Below are 23,294 nucleotides of genomic sequence, written 5' to 3'. Positions count from 1 at the left end.
CATGATCGGCAAGGGCAAGAAGGTACCGAAACTCCAGGGCACGCTCGGCGACGGCAGCAGCCTGTCGCTTTCCTCCCTCTCCGGCCAATGGGTCGTGGTGTTCTTCTACCCCAAGGACAGCACCCCGGGCTGCACCAACGAGGCGAAGGACTTCCGCGATCTCTATGCGCAGTTCCAGGCGCGCGGTGCCGAAGTGATCGGCGTCTCCCGCGATTCGGTGCGCTCGCACGCGAACTTCGCAGCGAAGCAGGAACTGCCCTACCCCCTGGTTTCCGACGCCGACGAAGCCTGGTGCCAGGCCTTCGACGTCATCCACGAAAAGGTGCTCTATGGCAAGCGCTACATGGGCGTGGTCCGCAGCACCTTCCTCATCGGCCCCGACGGCAAGCTTGCCGCCGAGTGGCGGGGCGTGAAGATCCCCGGCCACGCGCAGGCCGTGCTCGAGAGTGTTCCCACCGCGTGACGGACAACGCGTCACGCGGCTCCCTCCCCCGGCCGTCGCCGCGCGGCCGGGTATTGCAACCTCCGCATGAGGTCACTTCCGCATGAACGGAAGCAAGCGCATCTACGCCCTCGACACCAACGTGCTTCTGCACGATCCGACGTCGCTGTTCCGCTTCGAGGAGCACGACGTGTTCATCCCGATGACGGTGCTGGAGGAACTCGACGAGAAGAAGAAAGGCGGCTCCGAGGTTTCGCGCAACGGCCGCCAGGTCAGTCGTTTCATCAACGAGCTGATCGAGCGTGGCGGCAACCTTAAGGACGGACTCGAACTGGCCAACCCGCAGGGCATCAAGCTCAAGCGCGGCGCGGTGGGCCGGCTGTTCTTCCAGCAGCGTGCCAGCCATGGCAACGGCAAGGCGGACAACCAGATCCTCGCCTCCGTCATCGACCTGCGCGACCAGTTTCCGGATCGCCCGGTCACCCTGGTTACGAAAGACATCAACCTGCGCATCAAGGCGTCGATTTTCGGCATCGATGCCGCGGATTACGAGAACGATCGCGCGCTCGACGACTTCGCCCTGCTGTTCACGGGCGCGGATGCGCTTCCGGAAGATTTCTGGAGCAGGCACCCGGAACTGCGCTCGTGGAACGAGCGCGGCCGTACGTACTATGAAATGGACGTGCATGAGGACGAGCCCTGGTATCCACACCAGTGCCTCTACATGCCCGGCGAAAATGATGTCGAACTGCGCGTGCTGGAAATCACCGGCGACGAGGACGCGCGCCGTGCCAAGCTGGTGTTGCTCGATGATCATAGCCACGCCGCACATGGCGTCTGGGGCATCGCCGCGCGCAACCGCGAGCAGAACTTCGCATTGAACCTGCTGATGGACCCGGACGTGGACTTCGTCACCCTGCTGGGTACGGCAGGCACGGGCAAGACCCTTCTGGCGCTGGCCGCAGGCCTTGCCCAGGTCATGGACCAGCAGCGCTACCGAGAGATCATCATGACCCGCGCCACGGTGTCCGTGGGCGAGGACATCGGCTTCCTGCCCGGCACGGAAGAGGAAAAAATGACGCCCTGGATGGGCGCACTGACCGACAACCTCGAAGTACTCGCCAACCCGGAAGAAGGCGGCTCGTGGGGTCGCCAGGCCACCAACGACCTGCTGGCCTCACGGGTGAAGATCCGTTCGCTCAACTTCATGCGCGGGCGCACCTTCCTCAGCCGCTATCTCATCATCGACGAGGCGCAGAACCTCACGCCGAAGCAGATGAAGACGCTGATCACGCGCGCAGGTCCGGGTACGAAAATCGTGTGCCTCGGTAACGTGGAGCAGATCGATACGCCCTACCTTACCGAGACGACGTCGGGCCTCACCTATGCAGTGGACCGGTTCAAGATGTGGTCGCATTCCGGGCACATCACGCTACGTCGCGGCGAGCGGTCGAGACTGGCGGATTTCGCATCCGAAGCGCTGTAAATCAAACCATATGGCCGCGGGCATGAAGCCCGCGGCCCTTACTGACAGGGAGAGTTTTTCGTGGAACGGATTCCGTGCGTCTATCTGCTGGCCAGCGGCCGGAACGGCACCCTTTACCTCGGCGTTACGAGCGATCTCGTCAAACGGGTGTGGCAGCATCGCGGCAAGTTCGTGGATGGCTTTTCGGCACGGTACGGGGCGAGCCGGCTGGTGTGGTTCGAAACGCACCCGACCATGGAGGCCGCCATCCTGCGGGAGAAGCAACTCAAGGCGTGGAAACGTGCCTGGAAACTGGAACTAATCGAGGGGGAGAACCCGTCCTGGCGAGACCTCTACCCCGACCTTTTCTGACACCGTCGTTCCTGCGAACGCTGGAACCCAGCGCCCCGGTTCTCCAGCAAACACCGCTACGCCTCATCGGCTTGTGTGTAGGTGACTCACTCGCGAGAACCCACTGCACCGCACTGGGTCCCTGCGTCGCAGGGACGACGTGAGGGGGCGGGTGAGGAATCGCAAGCCTGTAGCCCGTCGTTCCTGCGCAGGCAGGAACCCAGCGCCCCGGCTCTCCAGCAAACACCGCCACGCTGCATCGGCTTGTGTGTAGGTGGCCCTCTCGCGAAAACCCACCGCACCGCACTGGGTCCCTGCGTTCGCAGGGACGACGTGAGGGGGCGGGTAAGGAATCGCAAGCTTGTAGCCCGTCGTTCCTGCGAACGCAGGAACCCAGCGCCCCGGTTCACCAGCAGGCACCGCCACGCTGCATCGGCTTGTGTGTAGGTGGCCCTCTCGCGAAAACCCACCGCACCGCACTGGGTCCGAAGCGTTCGCAGGGACGACGCGAGGGTTGGTTATGTGACTACAATCACATCACCCGTCGTTCCAGCGAACGCTGGAACCCAGCGCCTCGGTCTCCATAGTTGCCAGGCGCCACCTACGAATCCCGCGCACACCGATGAAACCCAACATCCTAACCATCGCAGGCTCCGATTCCGGTGGCGGCGCGGGCCTGCAGGCAGATCTGAAAACCTTCCACTCCTTGGGCGTCCATGGCTTGACAGCCATCACCGCCGTCACGTCGCAGAACACCCTTGGCGTAACTGCTGTACATCGCCTCCCGGCCCGTCATGTTCGCAGCCAGATGGATGCCGTGTTCGCCGATTTCCCTATCGCCGCGGTCAAGACTGGCATGCTGGGAACTGCGGCAACCACCCGCCTGGTGGCGTCGGAAATAGCAAGGCGACAACCCGCGTGGCTGGTTATCGATCCCGTGATGATCTCGACCAGCGGCACCCGCTTGCTCGACGAGAACGCCCTGGATGCACTCGTGAACCAACTGATCCCGCTTGCCGACGTATTCACCCCCAACCTGCCTGAAGCCGAAGCCCTGCTGGGCCGCGCGATCGGCAAGGCTGTGGACGAAGCCGGAGCCGACCTCCTCGCCCTGGGCCCTCGCGGAGTACTGCTAAAGGGCGGCCACGGCCGGGGCCGCCAGCTCGTGGACCGCTACTACGACGCAAGCGGCGTCATCGAGTTCCGTCACGACCGCCTGCCCTACGAAGCCCGCGGCACCGGCTGCACCCTGGCCTCGGCAGTAGCCGCCGGGCTGGCCAGGGGCAAATCGCCGCACGCCGCTGTCCGCGCCGCCATCGCATGGGTCAACAAGGCCTTCCGGGGTGCCTGGCAGGCCGGTAGCGGCCCGGCGCGCGTGCTGGACCACTGAGGGCGGAGTATCCTATCGGCGTTGATACAGGCCGCCTGCGGCCGCACGTATCGCCTGTCCATGCCGAGCCCTATTCCATGAATTTCCTGGGACCCCGCTTCATCGTCCTCTATGTGCTGATCCTGTTCGCGCTATGCGTGCTGCTGGTGCACCTGCGTGGCCGCTCGCGTCTGCGCTTCGATCGCCAGCTCGTGGATCATTCGGCGGTGTTCGCGCCGTACAACCTGCTGATGTACGCGTTCTCCGCCGTGCCTGCACGACCGATCCTGGATCGTCGCGGCTTTCCGCAGCTCGATCTTCTGCAAAACAACTGGCAGAAGATCCGCGAAGAGGCCATGCATCTGTTCGACGAGGGCTATATCCGCTCCGCCGAGAAGCACAACGACGCCTCGTTCAATTCGTTCTTCAAGCAGGGCTGGAAGCGCTTCTACCTGAAGTGGTACGGCGAGCCGCTCGCCTCGGCGGAAACGCTGTGCCCTGAAACGGTGAAGCTGCTCAACTCCATCCCCAGCGTGAAGGCAGCGATGTTTGCCCTGCTTCCGCCGGGGAGCAAGCTCAATCCGCATCGCGATCCGTTTGCCGGTTCGCTGCGTTATCACCTGGGTCTTATCACGCCGAATTCGGATGACTGCCGCATCTTCGTCGATGGTGAGATGCACGCCTGGCGTGATGGCAAGGATGTGGTGTTCGACGAAACCTATGTGCACTGGGCAGAGAATCGTACCGACCAGACCCGCGTGATCCTGTTCGCCGACGTCGAGCGGCCGCTGAAGAGCCGCCTGATGACGGCGGTGAACAAGCGTGTGGGTGCGTTCATGGGGTCTATCACCGCTTCGCCGAACAGTGACGACGGCAAGGAGCAGGTGGGCTTCGTCAATCGCATGTTTGCCTTGAACCAGCGTAGCCGCGAGCGTTCGCGGCGATTCAAGAAGGCGAATCCGAAGCTGTTCCGCGTGGTGAAGTACATCGGGATCGTGCTGGCGATCTGGGTGATTTTTCTCGCGCCGTATCCGTTTGTGCGGGGGTGAGGTTTTCTGAGGGGGTCGCGCGCGAGGCGCGCTCCTACAGAGGCGCGGATTGACTGGGTGGTACTTCGTGGGATGGTCGCGCGCGAGGCGCGCTCCTACAGGGTCACGGATTGACTGGGTGGTACTTCGTGGGACGGTCGCGCGCAGGCGCGCTCCTACAGTACCGCGATGACCTTGTAGGAGCGCGCCTTGCGCGCGACCGCTCTTGCATGAAAAAAGCCCCGCTTTCGCGGGGCTTTTCGTTACATCAGGCCGTAGCGCGAATGCGCTCGACGATGGCGTCACCGAAGGTGTCGGTGGTGCCGGTGCCGCCGACGTCCGGCGTGGTGCGGTCGCGGGCGTTCATCACGTCGCTGATCGCGTTGCGCAGGCGGGTGGCCTTGGCGACCATGTCGAGGTGGTCGAGCATGTCGGCCGCGGCGAGCAGCAGCGCGCAGGGGTTGGCCTTCTTCTGGCCCGCGATGTCCGGAGCCGAACCGTGCACGGCTTCGAAGATGGCCGCGTCCTTGCCGATGTTGGCGCCCGGGGCGAGGCCCAGGCCGCCGACGAGACCGGCGCACAGGTCGGAGAGGATGTCGCCGAACAGGTTCGTGGTGACGATGACATCGAACTGGTACGGGTTCATCACCAGCTGCATGCAGGCGTTGTCGACGATCATTTCCTGGAACTCGAGCTCCGGGAAGTCCTTCGCCACTTCACGCGCCACGTCGAGGAACAGGCCCGACGAGGTCTTCATGATGTTGGCCTTGTGCACGGCCGTGACCTTCTTGCGACCCTTCTGCTTGGCCATTTCGAAGCCGTAGCGGCAGATGCGCTCCATGCCCGGGCGGGTGTTGCGGATCACCGACACGGCCACTTCGTTCTCGCCGGTGCCTTCGCGCGTCTGGCCTTCGGCCATGTACGCGCCCATGGTGTTCTCGCGCACCGTGATGATGTCGATGTTGTCGTAGCGCGCCTTGGTGCCCGGGAAGCTGATTGCCGGACGCACATTCGCGTAGAGGTCGAACTTGCGGCGCAGGGTGACGTTGATCGAGGTGAAACCGCCGCCGATCGGGGTCGTCAGGGGGCCCTTGAGGGCGACCTTGTGCTTCTCGATGGCATCGATGGTGCCCTGCGGCAGCAGGTCGCCATGCTTTTCGAGGGCAATCACGCCGGCTTCCACGAAGTCGTAGGTAAGGCCGCAGTCGAGCGCATCGAGGACGCGGATGGTCGCGTCCATGATCTCGGGACCGATACCGTCGCCGGGGATAACGGCAATGGTCTTGCTCATGGGGATACTCCTGAAGGGAAGCGGATCGCGGGAGCGCATGCAAAGGCCTGCGCGGGGAGAAAAATCGCCTGATTATCGGCGATCCGACCCACTTCCTTCAAGGATGCCGCCCCGGAGGGCGGTGGCTCAGGTGCCCGGATGGTCGGCGCAGGAGCCTGCGTCGGCGGCTTCGCCGCCTTCGAGCGAATCGAGGAAATCCACGGCACGGCGCAAGTGCGGGATCACGATGGAACCGCCCACCACGAGGCCCACGCTGAACACCTCGAAGAATTCATCGCGATTGACGCCGGCTTCCTTGCACTGCGCCACGTGGTAGCTGATGCAGTCGTCGCAACGCAGCACCATGGAGGCCACGAGGCCAAGCATTTCCTTGGTTTTTACGTCGAGCGCGCCTTCGCGGTAGGTCTGCGTATCCAGGGCGAAGAAGCGGCGCACCACCTGGTTGTCTTCGGACAGGATGCGTTCGTTCATCCGCTTGCGGAACGCGGTGAACTCCTCGATGCGATCACCGGCCATCAGTGCGTAGCCCCGAGGATCTCGGCCAGGCGGCCGCTGCGATCGGCGGCGGCGAGGTCGTCGAAACCACCCACGTGCGTGCCGTTGATGAAGATCTGCGGCACCGTCCGGCGGCCGCCGCTCTTTTCCAGCATGGCGTCACGCTGGACGGGATCGGTGTCGATGCGGACCTCGTTCCAGCCCAGGCCCTTGGCCTTGAGCAGGTTCTTGGCGGCCACGCAGTACGGGCAGACCGCCGTCGAATAGATGGTGATATCGGGTGTGGACATGATGCCGTTTCTCTGTAGCTCGATAGGGTCCAAAGTGGCCCCGGACGGGGCATTTTACAAGGCGGCGAACCTCGGCGCAGCACCGTTGTCCAAGCCCTCCAGCCCCCGCCGGGGGCGGTCAACCCGTCGCCAGGAATGGTATCGTCGTCGGACCTATGCGTACGCTCCTGCCCCGTCTCGCCATCCTCGCCGTCACGGCCGCCGCCACCTTCGTGGCGGGCGCCCAGGACAACGTGCGCCTGCCCGACCTGGGCAGCTCCGCCAACGCGCTGATCAGCCCGCGCGAGGCCGAGCAATACGGCGCGATGATGCTGCGCCAGATGCATGCGCTGGACATGACCCTCGACGATGCGCTGCTCGACCAGTACATCAACGACCTGGGCTTTCGCCTCGTGGCCGCCAGCGAGCGACCGAAGGACCACTTCACCTTCTTCATCGTGAAGGACACCCAGATCAACGCCTTCGCGGCGCCCGGCGGCTACGTCGGGGTCAATGCCGGCCTCATCAACATCACCCAGACCGAAAGCGAGCTGGCCGGCGTCATGGCTCACGAAATCGGCCATATCAACCAGAACCACCTGTACCGCGCCTTCGAGGATTCGAAGAAAAATGCGCCGCTCATGGCCCTGGTGCTGCTGGGCGCCATCGCCGCCGGTGCGGGCGGTGGTGGCGACGCAGCGCCCGCCGTGCTCATGGGTGGACAAGGCCTGCTCATGCAGCGCCAGATCAACTTCACCCGCAAGGACGAAGCCGAGGCCGACCGCGTGGGCATCCAGACCCTCGGCAATGCCGGTTTCAACCCGGATGCCATGGCGGATTTCTTCGGCCGCATGCAGGACACCCTGCGCGTGGGCCAGGGCGAGGAATCCCTGCCCGCCCTGTTGCAGACCCACCCGGTGACGCTGACCCGTATCAGCGAAGCCAAGGCACGCGCCCGCACGCTGGAAGAAAAGCTCGCCAATCGTCCGGCCCAGCCGACCATCGACAAGGCCAACTGGGAGAAAAGCACGGCGCCAGTGCTGTATGTGAAAGACCCTACCACCCTGGTCACGGCGGGCGGCAAGGTCGTGCCGGGCAGCGCCGCCGACACCTATTCCCTCATGCGGGAACGCGTGCGCGTGCTCTCGGGCGATGCACAGCAACTGGCGACGTATTACGCCACCAACCTCAAGCGCAAGGATTTCGACACGGCCGCCAACCGCTATGGCTATGCGCTGGCGCTGATCCGCACGAATCACGGCAATCAGGCGGTGGAGCAGTTGCAGCCGCTGCTGAACAGCCAGCCGAACAGCCTGGCCCTTCGCCTGACCATGGCCGATGCCTATGTCGATGCCGGCCGCAACGGCGACGCCATGGCGATCTACAAGTCCCTGCATGCGAATTCGCCGCGCAACAAGGCGGTGATCCTCGGCTATGCAAAGGCACTGGCCGGTACGGGCCGTAGCGATGACGCACGCACGGCCGCGGCCATGATGCGTCCGCTGCTCGACGACAGCGACGACCCGGAGTTTTTCCGCACCTATGGCCTTGCCAGCGAGCGCTCGGGCGATAGCGTGCGCGCTGCCGAGGCTTATGCCGATAGTGCGTATCTGGCCGGGCGCCCCTTCGATGCCATGGAGCAGCTGAAGCGGCTGCTGAAGCGCGACGATCTCGATTATTACCAGCGCTCGCGCATCCAGTCGCGCATCAGCGACCTCACGCCGCTGTTGCTTGAGCTGCGCAAGAAACGCGTGGCCACGGATGACAACCCCGACGGCCGCAGCCAGCTGCACCAACCCCTGTAGGAGCGCGCCTTGCGCGCGACAGGCTGCGGCAGCGGCGGTGTGATCGCCAGGGCGGTCGCGCGCGAGGCGCGCTCCTACGGGGGGCTCGCCCCCACCGTCGCAGTCATAATTGAGACCCTGATTGTGACCATTGTCATTGCGGTGTAACACAGCATGGCTGCAATATGACCGTCACAGCCAACGAGCGGTCCAAAGCGTGCACAAACGCATTCTTATCGTGGAAGACGAAGCTTCGATTCGCGACATGGTCGCTTTCGCGCTTCGCAAGGCGGGTATGGACGCGGCTCACGCCGCCGACGCCCGCGCCGCCCAGATGGCCATTTCCGAGCGGGTGCCAGACCTGATCCTGCTCGACTGGATGCTCCCAGGCACCAGCGGTCTCGAACTGGCCCGACGCCTGCGTCGCGAGGAACTGTCCCGGGAAATCCCCATCATCATGCTCACCGCCCGCGGCGAGGAGATGGACCGGGTGAACGGGCTGGAGGCCGGGGTCGATGATTACGTCATCAAGCCCTTCTCCACCCGCGAACTCATCGCCCGCATCAAGGCCGTGCTCCGGCGCAGCCAGGGCGACGACGGTTCGGGCGTGGTGGAGCTGGGCGGCCTGCGCATCGACGGACCCGCGCACCGCGTGTTCGCCGGCGAGGAAGCCGTGCCCATCGGCCCTACCGAATACCGCCTGCTGTTCTTCTTCATGACCCATCCGGAACGCGTGTATTCGCGGGCCCAGCTGCTCGACCACGTGTGGGGCGGAAGCGTCTATGTCGAAGAACGAACGGTCGATGTGCATATCCGCCGCCTGCGCAAGACGCTGGAACCGTGGAAGCTCGACGAGATGGTGCAGACCGTCCGTGGCGCTGGCTACCGGTTCTCTGCCAATACCTAGGCTAGTGCGGGGTCGCCGCGTTATGGTGGCAACACCAGACCGTCAACGGCCGCTCCGATATGCCCCCTAGTTTCCTGACTTCCTGGCGACTACCCGTCGCGTGTGCCGCCCTGCTTCTGCTGGGCGGCATCGCGGGTGCGCTGGTGGAAGCGACCCTGGCCGGCGTGACCTGCGCCGCTGTCGTGGAAATCGTCGCTCTGCTGTCGCTGTTCCGTCATAAGTCCGGGCCAATGTTGCAAACACCTACGACGCCCCACCCTGAGCATGACCGTCTGATGACTCGCACCCGCCGTATCGCATCCCGCTTGCGCGACCTGCGCAGCGCGGCCGGGACACTCCCGGACGCGGTGGTCCTGCTGGACCATTCGCTGCACGTCCGCTGGTTCAACCATGCGGCGGAGGAACTGCTTGGCCTGAAGCGCACGCGTGATCGCGGCCGCGTCATGACCGACCTGCTCCGCAATACCGATATGGCCGACTGGTGGACGGAAGGCGCGCGCGAGCCGCTGAACGACGTCACCGCACCGGGCCATCCGAATCGCCATGTCACGGCCACGCTGCTGCCTTTCGGCAGCCGCCAGCGCCTGCTGCTGGCGCGGGACACCAGTCACCTCACCCGGCTCGAACAGATCCGCCGCGACTTCGTCGCCAACGTGTCGCACGAGCTGCGCACCCCGCTGACGGTGATCCACGGCTACCTCGAACTGCTCGATCCCGAAGATGTGCCGGAACTGGCCCCCGTGCTCGACGAGATGCGCGCCCAGTCCAAGCGCATGGGCCAGATCGTGGAAGACCTGCTCACCCTGTCGCGCCTGGAAACCCAGGACCACGTGGCCGAAGAGCACGTACAGATGGCGCCGCTGCTCGCCAGCCTGCGCAAGGAGGCCGAGGCGCTCAGCCAGGGCCGCCACACCGTGTCCCTGGACATTTCCACGCCGTTCGACCTGATGGGCTCGCCGAAGGACCTGCACAGCGCATTCTCCAACCTGGTGAGCAATGCCGTGCGCTATACCCCCACGGGCGGGCGCATCGCCATCCGCTGGAGCCAGACCGACGACGGCGCCACCTTCGCGGTGCAGGATTCCGGCTTCGGTATTCCGGCCGCCCATATCGCCCGCCTCACCGAACGCTTCTACCGGGTTTCTTCCAGCCGCTCGCGCGACTCCGGCGGTACCGGCCTGGGCCTGTCCATCGTCAAGCACGTGCTGAACCTGCATCAGGCAAGGCTTTCCATCGAGAGCGAACCGGGCAAGGGTTCCACCTTCGCCTGCGTATTCGGCAGCGACCGCCTGGTTGACGGCAGCCGGCCGCAGGAGCTGGCCGGTGGTGGCGCAATCTAAACGAATCCCATGGCGGATGCCCGGCTCCGTCTTGCTGCGTCGCCGCTTTCCGGCATGATGGCCGCTGCGTCACCATCGGCTGTCGTGAGAGGAAAAGCAAAGAGAATGAGCGAGTCTGTCGACCTCGGGGCGCCCGGGCTGTACATCAACCGGGAGCTGTCGGCGCTGGAATTCAATTTCCGCGTGCTCGCGCAGGCGCGCGACCCGGATGTGCCCGTCCTGGAACGGCTGCGTTACCTCACCATCGTCAGCAACAACCTCGACGAATTCTTCGAGGTGCGCGTGGCCGTGCTCAAGCACAAGCATGCGCTGGGTGCCGCCACGCCGGGTGCCGACGGACTGTCCTCGGGGGATATCCTGGCCCGCATCCGCGAGCGCACGCTGGAGCTGGTGGCCGAGGTCTACACGATCTGGCACGAGGAACTGGGGCCAGCACTGGAAGACGAGGGCATCCGCTTCCTCACCCGTGACCGCTGGACCGACAAGCAGCGCCGCTGGCTGCTGGGCTATTTCCAGAACGAGATCATGCCGGTGCTCTCGCCGCTGGGTCTCGATCCGGCGCATCCGTTCCCGCGCATCCTCAACAAGACACTGAACCTCGCCGTGGTGCTGAAGGGCCGCGATGCTTTCGGGCGCGAAGGCCATATGGCACTGGTTCGTGCGCCGCGCTCGCTGCCGCGCATCATCCACCTGCCTGCCGAGGTGGCCGGGGCGGAAGGCGATTTCGTCTTCCTTGCCGAGGTGCTCCAGGCGTTCGCCGATGAAATCTTCCCCGGCTTCGAGGTCTGCGCCACCTACCAGTTCCGCGTTACCCGCAACAGCGAGCTGGTGGTGGAAGAAACCGAGGTCGAGAACCTTGCCCGTGCGCTCAGCGAGGAACTGGCCGGACGCGGTTACGCACGGCCGGTGCGCCTGGAAGTGGGCGCCGATTGCCCGCGCGCGATCACCGAGATGCTGATCGACAACTTCCAGCTGGAAGAACACGACGTCTATCGCTGCGACGGACCGGTCAACATCATCCGCGCCGGTGTCATCTACGACCAGATCGACCGGCCGGAACTCAAGTTCCCCCGCTTCACCCCGCGCCTGTGCCCCGACTTCGGCAAGGGCGTGAACGAATTCGACGTGCTCGGTGCGCGGGACATCCTGCTGCACCATCCTTACGAATCGTTCGCCACCGTGGTGGAGCTGCTGAAACGCGCCTCGCAGGACCCGGGCGTGCTGGCCATCAAGCAGACCCTGTACCGTGCGGGCAAGGACTCCCCGCTGGTCGACCTGCTGGTGGAAGCCGCGCGCAACGGCAAGGACGTCACCGTGGTGATCGAGCTTCGTGCGCGCTTCGACGAAGAAGCCAACATCGGCCTCGCCAATCGCCTTCAGGAAGCCGGCGTGCAGGTGGTATATGGCGTGGTGGGCTACAAGACCCACGCAAAGATGCTGCTCATCGTGCGCCGCGAGGGCACCGGCCTGCGCCGCTACGTGCACCTGTCCACGGGCAACTACCACCAGGGCAACAGCCGCGGTTACACCGACATCGGCCTGATGACCTCGAACCCGGAAATCGGCGAGGACATCCACAAGGTGTTCCAGCAGCTTTCGGGGCTGGGTCCGATGATCCAGCTGAAGCGCCTGCTGCATTCGCCCTTCACGCTTTACAGCGGCGTGATGGCAAAGATCGAGCGCGAGATCGACCATGCGAAGAACGGCCGCTCCGCCCGCATCGTCGCCAAGCTCAATGCGCTCAACGAAGCTCATGTGGTCGAGGCCCTTTACCGCGCCTCCATCGCCGGCGTGAGCATCGACCTCATTATCCGTGGCGCGTGCACGCTGCGGCCGGGCATCAAGGGCGTATCGGAAAACATCCGCGTGCGCTCGATCATCGGTCGCTTCCTGGAGCACAGTCGCGTGTACTGGTTCGGCAACGACGGCGAACCCGAGCTGTATTGCGCCAGTGCCGACTGGATGGAACGCAACCTCATGCGCCGCATCGAAATCGGCGTGCCCATCCTCGAACCGGACCTGGCCAGACGCGTGTACGACGAAACCCTCGACAACTACCTGCGCGACAATACGCAGGCCTGGTCCCTGGACGCGGATGGGCGGTATACACGCTGCGAACCCGCTACCGGTGAGCTTCCACACAGCGCCCAGCAAGCCCTGCTGACACGGTACTGCGGGTGAACCGGCGTATCCTGCTGCTGTCGGTTTCTGCCGGTGCCGGCCACGTACGTGCCGCCGAAGCGCTGGAAGCCACGGTGCAGGCACTGGCCGGCGAAGGACGCAACGTCGAGGCAAAGCACCTCGACGTGATGGACTATGTGCCATCGAGCTTCCGCCGCATCTATGCCGACTTCTACCTGAGCCTCATCACGCGCTATCCGCGACTGTGGGGCATGCTCTATCGCATCACGGGCGACACGCGCCCCGATGCCGTCACCCAGCGTATGCGGCGCACGATCGAACGCCTGAACACGCGGCGCCTGCGCACGGCCATCGCGGAGTTCGCGCCCGACGCCATCGTGTGCACGCACTTCCTGCCGGCCGAGATGCTGATGCGGCAGATCCGCAAGGGGCGCGTCACCGCCCCGGTGTATCTGCAGGTCACCGACTTCGACCTGCACCGCATGTGGGTGGTACCGGAAATGACCGGCTATTTCGCCGCCAGTGCCGAGATCGCCCACCGCATGCGTGCCGTGGGATTGCCGGCCGATCGCGTGCACGACAGCGGCATCCCCGTGATGCCGGCCTTCGCCGAAACCCATGATCGCCGCGAGCTGGCGGTGTCCTTCGGCCTCGATCCGGAGATGCCCACCTATCTCATCATGGGTGGCGGCGCCGGCGTGGGCGCGCTCGACGAACTGGCGGATTCGCTGCTCAAGGAAACCGAGGGCTTCCAGCTGATCGTGCTGGCGGGCCGCAATGCCGAACTACTGGAACGCTTGCGTGCCCTGGCCGCAGGCCGGCATGCAGGCAGGCTGTTTCCGCAGGGCTTCACCCGCCATGTGGAACGCCTGATGGCGTGCAGCGACCTGGCCATCACCAAGCCGGGTGGCCTGACCACCTCGGAATGCCTGTCGATGGGCCTGCCGATGATCGTCAATGCACCGATCCCCGGGCAGGAAGAACGCAACGCCGACTACCTGCTGGAACAAGGCGCGGCGTGGAAGGCCATCGACCATGTAGCGCTGGCGTGGCGCCTGCGCGCCTTGCAGCAGGATCCCGCACGACGGACCGAGATGGCAGCACGCGCACGCGCCATCGGCCGGCCCCACGCAGCACGTGCCGTCATCGACACGGTGCTTGCCCGGCTGGATGCTTCATGAGTCATTCGCCCCGTCGTCGCATCGTCTCGGTCCTGGCGACGGCGGCGTTCACTTTCCTGCTCGCCTTCATGTTTGCCCACGTCGAGGTCGAGATCGAGGGCCCGCACGGCTGGGCCACCAGCCTGCCCACCTGGCGGGTCGAGAACAACTGGATGCTCGACCTGTTCTGGGGTGGCCGGCCCATGACCGGCTATCACGCGTGGGTGTTTCCCTTCATCGCGTTGTTCTTTCACTTTCCGATGATATTTCGCGGTTTCTGGAGCTGGCGCGCCCAGGTGCGCATCCTGGCCTGCGTCATGTTGTTCTGGGTGGCCGAAGACGGCCTGTGGTTCATCCTCAACCCGGCCTTCGGGCTTGCACGATTCAACCCGGAGAACGTGCCCTGGCACCGCCACTGGTGGGGCCCCGCGCCCACGGATTACTGGGTGTTCGGCTTCCTGTGCATCCTGCTGTTCGCCCTGTCTGCGATGCCCAAAAGCCGAAAACGCTCCCTGTAGGAGCGCGCCTCGCGCGCGACCGGATGTTGCGAATGATCCACCGGTTTTCGCGATAACCGGTCGCGCGCAAGGCGCGCTCCTACAATGATGGGGCGATGCGTGACAAAATCCGCCCTTAAAGCTGCCGCGGACATTTCCCTTGCCCACATCCGGTAAATCCCAGATCAACGAGGGCGAACTCCTCGCCGCCGTCGACCTAGGCTCCAACAGCTTCCACATGGTGGTGGCCCGCTACGAACACGGCGAGCCCCGCGTCATCGACCGGCTGCGCGATTCGGTGCGCATGGCGGTAGGCCTGCGGCCCGACGGCACGCTCGACGCCAACCACCGCGCCGCCGCCCTGGCCAGCCTCGCCCGTTTCGGCCAGCGCATCGCGGGCATCCCTGCCCTGCACGTGCGCGCCGTGGCCACGAATACCGTGCGACGCCTGGCCTCCCCTCATGCCTTCCTGTCCGCTGCCGAGGCCGCGCTGGGGCACCCGGTGGAAATCGTGTCTGGACGCGAGGAAGGCCGCCTGATCTTCCTGGGTGCCTCCCACGACCTGCCCGCGTCCCGCGACCATCGCCTGGTGATCGACATCGGCGGCGGCAGCACCGAATTCATCATCGGCAGGGGCACGTCGCCACTGCATACCGAAAGCGTGCAGGTAGGCTGCATCGCCTCCACCATGCGCTTCTTCCCCGGGGGCAAGATCACCCGCAAGCGCTGGCAGAAGGCCCGTCGCGAAATCGGCGTGCTGTTGCAGCAGTTCGCCGAGGAATACCGCGAGGCTGGCTGGGCCGATGCCTATGGTTCGTCCGGCACGGCCAAGTCCATCGGCTCGGTGGTGCGGGCCATGAAGCTCTCGGACGACGGCGTCACGCCGGAGGCCCTGGCCGTCGTGCGCGAGGCCCTGATCGAGCAAGGATCGTCCGGCATGCTCAAGCTGCCGGGCCTCGGTGAGGATCGGGCCGAAGTGTTTGCCGGCGGTGTCGCTATCTTTGAGGCTGCCTTCGAGGCGCTGGGCATCGAGCGACTCCGTGTGTCGGAAAGCTCGATGCGCGAAGGCCTGCTGTGGGACCTGATCGGCCGTTCGGCCGGCACCGACCCACGCATGGCCAGCATCGACTCGCTCGCCAGCCGCTACGGCGTGGACCGTGCGCAGGCGCGCCGCGTGGAGACCACGGCCCTGTCGCTGTTCGACCAGCTGGCCAAGGTGTGGAAGCTCGACGACGACGGCCGTGAATGGCTGTCCTGGGCCTCCCGGGTGCATGAGCTGGGCCTCGCCATCGCGCACAGCCAGCACCAGCGCCACGGCGCCTACATCTTGCGCCACGCGGACATGGCCGGCTTCTCGCGGCAGGAGCAGCAATTGCTGGCCGCCATCGTGGAATGCCACCGGCGCAAGCCCGAGAAGTCCGTGATTTCCGCCCTGCCGGCCCGCTACCGCGTGCTGGCCCGGCATATCACCGCGATCCTGCGCCTGGGCGTGCTGTTCCGCCGTGCCCGCCGTGCGGATGCCCTCCCGCGCATCCGGGTGGCCGCCACCCGCCAGCGCCTGCGCCTGTCGCTGCCTGCCGACTGGCTCGACCAGCACCCGCTCACCGAGGCCGACCTCGAGCAGGAGCGCGAGCCCATGGCCGAACTGGGCCTGGAACTCGAGATCGTCACCGAATGAGACAGTTCAGGGCCGCCAGCGCAAACGGGCGTATCATGGCGGAATTGTTCAGCCGTAAGCACCGGTCACCCATGCTAAGAGCCGTCCTCGCCAGCCTCCTCCTCGCCCTGCCCGCCGCTGCGCTGGCCCAACAGGCGGCCAAGCCGGCCTCCCCGGCGCCCCAGGGCCCCGTGGAACATCCCCGAGTGACGATGCACACCACGCAGGGCGACTTCACCCTGGAGCTGTACCCGGAAAAGGCACCCAAGAGCGTTGCCAATTTCCTTCAGTACGTGCGTGATGGCTTCTATAACGGCACGGTGTTTCATCGCGTCGTCGACGGTTACATGGTGCAGGGCGGCCTCTACAGCCGCGACCTCACCCAGCGCCGCACGCGCGCGCCGGTGCCCAGCGAAGCCGACAACGGTCTGTCGAACCTGCGTGGCACCGTGGCCGTGGCACGTGGTGCCGACGCCAACTCGGGCACCTCGCAGTTTTTCGTGAACCTCGTGGACAACCGTCGACTCGACTACGTGAGCAACCAGAGCGGCCTGACCTGGGGCTTCGCCGTGTTCGGCAAGGTGGTTTCGGGCATGGACACCGTCGACAAGATCGCCAAGCTGCCCACGCGTGCGCAGGGGCCCTTTGTCAGCGATGTGCCCAATCCCCTGGTGATCATCGATTCGGCCTATGTCGTGGGCGAGGAGAAGGCGGCACCGGCCGCCGCTTCCACTAGCAAGGCACCTGCGCCTGCCGCGGAATCGGCCAAGCCGGCCGCGCCGAAGAAGAACACCAAGAAAAACGACAAGACCTCCGCATGAGCACGCTGTTCATCGCGGACCTGCACCTGGACGACGCGCGCCCGCAGATTACGGCGCTGTTCGAGCGCTACCTTGCTTCCGACGAAGCCCGCGCGGCATCCGCCGTCTACATCCTGGGCGACCTCGTCGAGGCATGGATCGGCGACGACGACGACGCGGAGCTTCCCTCCCGCATCGCTCAGGCCACGCGCGCCCTGCGCGACACCGGCGTGCCCGTGTATTTCATGGTGGGCAATCGTGATTTCCTGCTCGGCCATGCATTCGCCGAACGCGCCGGCCTGACGTTGCTGGACGATGGCGTGGTTCACGACATCGAAGGCACGCCTACCCTGCTGATGCATGGCGACGTGCTGTGCACCGATGACGTCGCCTACCAGACCGTGCGCGCACAAGTGCGCACGGATGCGTGGAAGCAGCAGATCCTGTCCATGTCGCTGGAGGCGCGCCGTGCCTTTGCCGCCAACGCGCGCAACGACAGCAAGGCGAAGACAGGGAGCACGGACGAGACCATCATGGATGCCAACCAGCAGGCTGTCGAAGATGCCATGCGGAAGGCTGGCGTTCGCCGGTTGGTCCATGGGCATACGCATCGTCCTGCCGTTCATGACTTCGCGCTCGATGGTGCGCCCGCGCAACGCATCGTGCTCGGTGACTGGTACGACCACGGGTCGGTGTTGCGGATCGATGGTGATCTGGTCGAACTTCGCGGCTTGCAGACGAACTGACGCCCTCGCGATAACCCACTGCACGGCGCTGGGTTCCTGCTTTCGCAGGAACGACGAGAGGGGTAGGCCGGGAATATCAATCCTGTAGCCCGTCGTTCCTGCGAAAGCAGGAACCCAGCGCCCCGGTCCACCAGCAGACACGACGACGCATCATCGGCTCTTCACCGGCACATCACCTCATTCCACTGCCATATCAAGCCGATTCCGGCCCATGATGTCACGGCGATGTAAAAGCGCAGTCATAAGCTCGCCGGGCGGCGTAACATGGGTTCGTCGCGATCTGCGATGAGGACCGCTGCCCTGGATACGATGACGCCCCCCACCGAGTCGAACGCCACGCTCAAGGCCCCCGCGCCCCGCCTGCCCGCACCGCCGGAGCAGCCCGGTGTCGATCTGAACGACCCGGCGCTTTACATTCACCGCGAGCTGTCGCAGCTGCAATTCAACATCCGCGTGCTCGACCAGGCCCTGGACGAAACCAAGCCGCTGATCGAGCGCCTGAAATTCCTGCTCATCTTCTCGTCCAACATGGACGAGTTCTTCGAGATCCGTGTGGCGGGGTTGAAGCAGCAGATTGCCTTCGACCATGAAGTGATCGGCGCCGACGGCATACCTCCGCGTCGCGTGCTGGCCGAAATCTCCGAGATCGCCCACCGGCAGATCGAGCGGCAATACCAGATACTCAACGAAAAAATTCTTCCCGCGCTGGAAGAGGAACGCATCCGCATCGTGCGCCGCAACCAGTGGTCGCACAAGCAGAAGCTCTGGGTGCGCCGCTATTTCCGCCACGAAGTGGCACCGCTGATCACGCCCATCGGCCTTGATCCCACGCACCCCTTTCCGCGCCTGGTCAACAAGAGCCTCAACTTCATCGTGCAGCTGGAGGGCACCGATGCCTTCGGTCGCGACTCGGGCCTTGCCATCGTGCCGGCCCCCCGCATCCTGCCGCGACTCATCCGTCTGCCGTCCGACGTCTGCGAAGACGGCGACAACTACGTGCTGCTCTCGTCGATCATCCATGCGCATGCCGACGACCTGTTCCCCGGCATGCGCGTACTGGGTTCGTACCAGTTCCGCCTCACCCGCAACGCCGATCTGTCGATCGACCCGGAAGACGTGGAAGACCTCGCCCGCACGCTGCGTGGTGAACTGTTCTCGCGTCGCTATGGCGATGCGGTGCGTCTTGAAGTGGCCGACAACTGCCCGAAGCCGCTGGTCGATTACCTGCTGAAGCAATACTCGCTCGACGCCGACTCGCTTTATGAAGTGAACGGGCCGGTGAACCTCGCCCGCCTGTTCGAGATGACGCTGAAGCCCGAGTACGCCCGACTGCAATACCCTACCTTCGTGCCGGCACTGCCCAAGGCGCTCACCGCTGCCGAAGACATGTTCTCGGTGATCGGAAAGCAGGACGTACTGCTCTATCACCCGTTCGAATCCTTCTCGCCCGTGGTGGATTTCCTGCGGCAGGCCGCGAAAGACCCGCAGGTACTCACCATCAAGCAGACGCTGTATCGCAGCGGTGCCAACTCCGAAATCGTGGATGCGCTGGTGGAAGCCGCGCGTGCGGGCAAGGAGGTGACGGCCGTGGTGGAGCTGCGCGCCCGCTTCGACGAAGAATCCAACCTCAGCCTGGCATCGCGCCTGCAACAGGCCGGTGCCGTGGTCACTTATGGCGTGGTGGGCGTGAAGACGCATGCCAAGCTGGCCTACGTGCAACGCCGCGAGAATGGCAAGCTGGTGAGCTACGCCCACCTGGGCACGGGCAACTACCACTCGGGCAATGCGCGCCTCTACACCGATTACAGCCTGCTGACCTCCGACGAAGCCCTCTGCGACGACGTCCATCGCCTGTTCCGCCTGCTCACCGGCATGGGCAAGGCGCTGAAGATGAAGCGCATGCTCTATGCGCCGTTCACCCTGAAGAAGACATTGCTGGATCTGATCGCCCGCGAGGCCGCCAATGCCGCGGCGGGCAAGAAGGCCGAGATCATCTGCAAGGTCAATGCGGTCACCGACCCGAAGATGATCCGTGCCCTGTACCGTGCCAGCCAGGCTGGCGTGAAGATCGAGCTGATCGTGCGTGGCATGTGCTGCCTGCGCTCGGGGATTCCGGGCGTTTCGCAGAACATCCGCGTGCGCTCGGTGGTCGGACGCTTCCTTGAACACAGCCGCGTTTACTGGTTCCATAACGATGGTGAGCCGGATCTTTACCTCGCCAGCGCGGACATGATGGAGCGCAACCTCGAACGCCGCGTGGAAACCTGTTTCCCCATCGAGGGCAAGAAGCTCCAGCAGCGTGTGCGCCGCGAGCTGGATTACTACCTCAACGACAATCATTCCGCATGGTTACAGCAGGCCGACGGCAGTTATGCCTTGCTGCAGCCGGCAAGTGGGCAGCCGGTGCGGGATGCGCAGACCTTGTTGCTTGAGCGCTTCGGAGTCATGGCCGCCCCCACGCCCACCTGACCCTTGTAGGAGCGCGCCTTGCGCGCGACCGGGTGATCGATCACGCGCTGGGCTCCCTTTTGATGGGCCGTCGCCTGTACGGTCGCGCGCGAGGCGCGCTCCTACAAGAACCCAACCAGGTCGCAATCTGCCCTGTAGGAGCGCGCCTTGCGCGCGACCGGGTGATCGATCGTGCGCCGGGCCTCCTTTTGACGGGCTGTCGCCTGTGCGGTCGCGCGCGAGGCGCGCTCCTACAGGGATTTGGCGGCGGTTACGATGTCGTCGTCGCCCGGGAGCACGAGGAAGGCCGCGCCGGCCAGCGGGGTGAATGTGTCGGCGCCCACCACGCGGCGTAGCGGCGTTGCACCGAAACCGCCTTCGACGATGGCGGTGATCACGCCCTCGCCCACGCCAGCGCTCTTGCGACCTTCATCTACCACGATGATGCGTTTCGCCGTGGCGGCCTGCGCTGCGATGAAGGCGTCATTGAGTGGCACCAGCCAGCGCAGGTCGACCACACGCACTTTCCAGCCATGCTCGGCCTCGATGCGCTTCGCCGCACGCAGGCTCATGGGTACGCCGTTGCCGAAGGTGAAGATCACCAGATCATCAGCGCCCTCGCCGTATACCCGGCCCTCGCCCAGGGGCATCGCCTCGCCCGGTGCCGGATACGTGAACTGCCACTGCCCGTCGCCGGCCTCGTAGAGGTCCTTGGTCATGTACAGCGCGATAGGTTCGAGGAAGGCGGTGACGCGGCCGTCTACCTTGGCCAGCGCCGCCATGGTGCGCAGCATGGTCGCCGCGTCGTCACCACGGCTGGGGCAACCCACCACCAGGCCGGGAATATCGCGCAGCGCGGTGATCGAGTTGTCGTTGTGGAAATGCCCACCAAACCCCCGCTGATAACCCAGCGACGCCACGCGCATCAGCATCGGGTTGCGGTACTGGTCGTTGGAGAAGAACTGCAGCGACGACGCCTCGCCGCGGATCTGGTCGCAGGCGTTGTGGAAATACGCAAGGTACTGGATCTCGGGCAGCGGCAGCATGCCCATGTTGGCGTAGCCCTGCGCCAGGCCGAGAATCATGGTCTCGTCGAGCAGCGTGTTGAACACGCGTGCGTTGCGGAACGCCTTGTGCAGGCCCTTGGTAACCGTATACACGCCGCCCTTCTGCGCCACGTCCTCACCGAACAGCAGGCTCTCGGGGTACTTGGCCATCAGATCGTGCAGCGCCTGACCGATCTGGATCGCAAGGTGGCGCGGCGGCTGCTTTTCGGGCAGCTTCTCGGCACCACCAAATGCCCGCACACGCTCGGTTTCATCCGGTGCGCGCTCCGCTTCGGCCCGCACCGCATCCGGCGTATAAGGCGCCAGTGGCTTCATGACATCGGCCAGCGAGGTCAGCCTGGGGCGGCTGTCGGCGTCTTCCGCCGCCGCGAAGCATCGCTTGCGCACATCGGAATAGAGATTGAGCAGGCTGTCCCGGTCGTAAAGGCCCGAAGCCAGTGCAATGGTCGCGCTGCGCAACAGCGGATCGGTCGCTTCCAGGGCGACCAGCTCTTCCACCGAGCGCCACTCGATCTCGAAATCGGTGCCTGCATGTCCCATCACGCGAGTGGTGTTGAGATGCAGGAAGGTGGGGCGCCGTGTCGTACGGCAGTGTTCAACAGCGCGCTGCACATTCGCGTAGCCGCCGGCCAGGTCCAGGCCGTCGGCGTAGAAGTAATCGAGGTTCGCGCGTCGTTCGAAATTGTTCGCCACCCACCCCGTCGGCGTCTTCACCGAGATGCCGATGCCATTGTCCTCGCAGACGAAGAGCACGGGTGCGGGAAGCTTCTGATAGGCCGTCCACGCTGCCGCATTGAAAGCCGTCTGCGCCGTGGCGTGGTTTGACGATGCGTCACCAAACGAGCACACCGTGATCGAATCGCCCGGAATCGGCAGCGCATGGCGGATGCGCCCGGCCTGCTCGATGGCGATGGCCGTCCCCAATGCCTTGGGCAGGTGCGAGGCAATGGTGGATGTCTGCGGAAGCACCCACAACGGCTTGCTGCCCCATACCTTGTGTCGTCCGCCAGAGGCCGGGTCTTCGCTGCTGGCCGCGAAGGACAGCGCCGAATCCATCACCGGGTCCATGCCGGGCAGCTTGCGGAATCGCTCGGCCATGAAGCCGCCACTGCGGTAATGCAGGAAGGCCGGATCGGTATGCCGGGTGAGCCGGGCCACCATCGCGTTGCCTTCATGGCCCGACGAGCCGATGGTGTAGAACACCTTGTTCTGCACGCGCAACACGCGCGCCATGAGGTCGAGGTGGCGGCTGATCAGCTGCGATTCGAGCAGCTCGCGAAAGCCGCGCGCATCCAGCGCGCTGCCGGGAAGCACGGGTTCGTCGTCACCCGGCGCCTGGGCGACGTCACCCTGCCAGAACTGCACGAATTCGACGAAGTTCTGGTCGACGATCTCGGCGCGATTGAAACCTTTGTGACGTGCGGGAATGGGATGCGGAACGGACATGGACGAACTTCCGGGGGAAAGGGAATCAGTGATGAAAGCGGGGACTAACGCCGGCGGGCTTTCCACTCGTCGCGGGTCTGTCCCCACAGGTCGATCCGGTGGTCGGCGGAAGGTTCCGGAAGCTTGCCCGGACCCTTCAGGGTAGAACCGAGCCGCCTGGCCAGCGCGATCGATGCATGGTTTTCCGGATCGATCGAATGAATGATCTCGGTCCACGGCAGGTTGTCGAACGCCCAGTCCATGGAGGCTGCCGCACCTTCGGTGGCATAGCCCTTGCCCCAGCTCTCGCGGTTGAGGCCCCAGCCGATCTCGTGCCCCGGCCAGCCTTCCGGCTGCCAGGGGCCGAGACGGCCCATCCAGCGTCCCGTAGAGCGCTCGATGACCGAGAACATGCCAAACCCGAGGATCGCCCAACTGCCGGCCATGGTCATGAAGTTGCGCCACGCCAGCGCACGCGACTGCGTCCCACCGAGGAAGGTCATGACCTCCGGATCGCCCAGGCACTCGGCCCAGGCGTCGAAATCCTCCGCCGCCGTGGGCCGGAGGATCAGGCGATCGGTCTCGATGCGCAGTCCATGCATGGCGATTGG

The 23,294-nt window shown here is 64.9% G+C and carries 21 protein-coding genes; 15 read left to right on the top strand and 6 right to left on the bottom strand.

Annotation, left to right across the window (positions count from 1 at the left end; translation table 11 throughout):
- Position 1 precedes the first annotated feature (1 nt).
- The 5 genes from HBF25_RS15635 to HBF25_RS15615 all read left to right on the top strand — a co-directional run bounded on the left by HBF25_RS15635 (position 2) and on the right by HBF25_RS15615 (position 4,676).
- Positions 2 to 463 (top strand): peroxiredoxin, encoded by a 462-nt coding sequence (locus HBF25_RS15635; protein WP_166949990.1) that lies wholly within the window; start codon positions 2 to 4, stop codon positions 461 to 463.
- Positions 464 to 545: 82 nt separating this feature from the next.
- Entirely contained in the window at positions 546 to 1,928 is a 1,383-nt protein-coding gene (locus tag HBF25_RS15630; protein WP_166949989.1) for a PhoH family protein, read from the top strand.
- 60 nt (positions 1,929 to 1,988) lie between these two features.
- Positions 1,989 to 2,279, top strand: coding sequence for a GIY-YIG nuclease family protein (locus HBF25_RS15625; RefSeq protein WP_166949988.1), 291 nt, complete (start codon positions 1,989 to 1,991; stop codon positions 2,277 to 2,279).
- Positions 2,280 to 2,880: 601 nt separating this feature from the next.
- Positions 2,881 to 3,648 (top strand): bifunctional hydroxymethylpyrimidine kinase/phosphomethylpyrimidine kinase, encoded by a 768-nt coding sequence (gene thiD / locus HBF25_RS15620; protein WP_166949986.1) that lies wholly within the window; start codon positions 2,881 to 2,883, stop codon positions 3,646 to 3,648.
- 101 nt (positions 3,649 to 3,749) lie between these two features.
- Positions 3,750 to 4,676 carry an aspartyl/asparaginyl beta-hydroxylase domain-containing protein gene (locus tag HBF25_RS15615; RefSeq protein ID WP_284732884.1) on the top strand — a complete coding sequence of 309 codons (927 nt, stop codon included), beginning with the start codon at positions 3,750 to 3,752 and terminating at the stop codon, positions 4,674 to 4,676.
- Between the two features lie 247 nt (positions 4,677 to 4,923).
- Here HBF25_RS15615 and HBF25_RS15610 read toward each other — a convergent pair whose 3' ends face one another.
- From HBF25_RS15610 to grxC, 3 genes are all read right to left on the bottom strand, one after another.
- On the bottom strand, positions 4,924 to 5,946 hold the full coding sequence (locus HBF25_RS15610; RefSeq protein ID WP_166949983.1) for an isocitrate dehydrogenase: 1,023 nt from the start codon (positions 5,944 to 5,946) through the stop codon (positions 4,924 to 4,926).
- Between the two features lie 126 nt (positions 5,947 to 6,072).
- Positions 6,073 to 6,462, bottom strand: a complete 390-nt coding sequence (locus tag HBF25_RS15605; RefSeq protein WP_166949982.1) for a carboxymuconolactone decarboxylase family protein — start codon at positions 6,460 to 6,462, stop codon at positions 6,073 to 6,075.
- The gene (gene grxC, locus HBF25_RS15600; RefSeq protein WP_166949981.1) at positions 6,462 to 6,731 is read right to left on the bottom strand and encodes a glutaredoxin 3; all 270 of its coding nucleotides are present in this window, start codon (positions 6,729 to 6,731) and stop codon (positions 6,462 to 6,464) included. Before grxC ends, HBF25_RS15605 begins: the two co-directional genes overlap by 1 nt.
- 155 nt (positions 6,732 to 6,886) lie before the next feature.
- Here grxC and HBF25_RS15595 point away from each other — a divergent pair, with 155 nt between their 5' ends.
- Positions 6,887 to 8,515 (top strand): M48 family metalloprotease, encoded by a 1,629-nt coding sequence (locus HBF25_RS15595; protein ID WP_166949979.1) that lies wholly within the window; start codon positions 6,887 to 6,889, stop codon positions 8,513 to 8,515.
- 196 nt (positions 8,516 to 8,711) lie between these two features.
- A complete protein-coding gene (gene phoB, locus HBF25_RS15590; protein WP_166949978.1) occupies positions 8,712 to 9,401 on the top strand; it encodes a phosphate regulon transcriptional regulator PhoB in 690 nt (229 codons plus the stop codon).
- An 89-nt stretch (positions 9,402 to 9,490) separates the two neighbouring features.
- Here phoB and HBF25_RS22460 read toward each other — a convergent pair whose 3' ends face one another.
- Positions 9,491 to 9,619 (bottom strand): hypothetical protein, encoded by a 129-nt coding sequence (locus tag HBF25_RS22460; protein ID WP_279588216.1) that lies wholly within the window; start codon positions 9,617 to 9,619, stop codon positions 9,491 to 9,493.
- A gap of 57 nt (positions 9,620 to 9,676) precedes the next feature.
- Here HBF25_RS22460 and phoR point away from each other — a divergent pair, with 57 nt between their 5' ends.
- The 8 genes from phoR (at position 9,677) to ppk1 (HBF25_RS15550) (ending at position 20,212) form a co-directional block, all read left to right on the top strand.
- Entirely contained in the window at positions 9,677 to 10,741 is a 1,065-nt protein-coding gene (gene phoR / locus HBF25_RS15585) for a phosphate regulon sensor histidine kinase PhoR (protein ID WP_425483499.1), read from the top strand.
- Positions 10,742 to 10,846: 105 nt separating this feature from the next.
- The gene (ppk1, locus tag HBF25_RS15580; RefSeq protein WP_243853259.1) at positions 10,847 to 12,922 is read left to right on the top strand and encodes a polyphosphate kinase 1; all 2,076 of its coding nucleotides are present in this window, start codon (positions 10,847 to 10,849) and stop codon (positions 12,920 to 12,922) included.
- Positions 12,919 to 14,064: an MGDG synthase family glycosyltransferase gene (locus HBF25_RS15575; RefSeq protein ID WP_341778091.1), complete on the top strand. Its 1,146-nt coding sequence runs from the start codon at positions 12,919 to 12,921 to the stop codon at positions 14,062 to 14,064. The genes ppk1 (HBF25_RS15580) and HBF25_RS15575 overlap by 4 nt, the downstream gene beginning before the upstream one ends.
- Entirely contained in the window at positions 14,061 to 14,561 is a 501-nt protein-coding gene (locus HBF25_RS15570) for a hypothetical protein (RefSeq protein ID WP_166949976.1), read from the top strand. Before HBF25_RS15575 ends, HBF25_RS15570 begins: the two co-directional genes overlap by 4 nt.
- 139 nt (positions 14,562 to 14,700) lie before the next feature.
- Complete coding sequence (locus HBF25_RS15565) at positions 14,701 to 16,218, top strand: Ppx/GppA phosphatase family protein (protein WP_166949975.1); 1,518 nt, start codon at positions 14,701 to 14,703, stop codon at positions 16,216 to 16,218.
- A 71-nt stretch (positions 16,219 to 16,289) separates the two neighbouring features.
- The gene (locus tag HBF25_RS15560) at positions 16,290 to 17,018 is read left to right on the top strand and encodes a peptidylprolyl isomerase (RefSeq protein ID WP_166949974.1); all 729 of its coding nucleotides are present in this window, start codon (positions 16,290 to 16,292) and stop codon (positions 17,016 to 17,018) included.
- Positions 17,015 to 17,743 carry a UDP-2,3-diacylglucosamine diphosphatase gene (locus HBF25_RS15555; protein WP_166949973.1) on the top strand — a complete coding sequence of 243 codons (729 nt, stop codon included), beginning with the start codon at positions 17,015 to 17,017 and terminating at the stop codon, positions 17,741 to 17,743. Before HBF25_RS15560 ends, HBF25_RS15555 begins: the two co-directional genes overlap by 4 nt.
- A 309-nt stretch (positions 17,744 to 18,052) precedes the next feature.
- Complete coding sequence (gene ppk1 / locus HBF25_RS15550) at positions 18,053 to 20,212, top strand: polyphosphate kinase 1 (RefSeq protein ID WP_166949972.1); 2,160 nt, start codon at positions 18,053 to 18,055, stop codon at positions 20,210 to 20,212.
- 230 nt (positions 20,213 to 20,442) lie between these two features.
- Here ppk1 (HBF25_RS15550) and HBF25_RS15545 read toward each other — a convergent pair whose 3' ends face one another.
- A complete protein-coding gene (locus HBF25_RS15545) occupies positions 20,443 to 22,704 on the bottom strand; it encodes a thiamine pyrophosphate-dependent enzyme (protein WP_166949971.1) in 2,262 nt (753 codons plus the stop codon).
- 44 nt (positions 22,705 to 22,748) lie between these two features.
- Entirely contained in the window at positions 22,749 to 23,291 is a 543-nt protein-coding gene (locus HBF25_RS15540; protein ID WP_425483500.1) for a GNAT family N-acetyltransferase, read from the bottom strand.
- Positions 23,292 to 23,294 lie beyond the last annotated feature (3 nt).

Origin of the sequence: Luteibacter anthropi (assembly GCF_011759365.1) — a bacterium.
GTDB lineage: Bacteria > Pseudomonadota > Gammaproteobacteria > Xanthomonadales > Rhodanobacteraceae > Luteibacter > Luteibacter anthropi.
The sequence above is the reverse complement of the archived record's forward strand: the minus strand, read 5'-3'. Positions and strand labels throughout refer to the sequence as shown.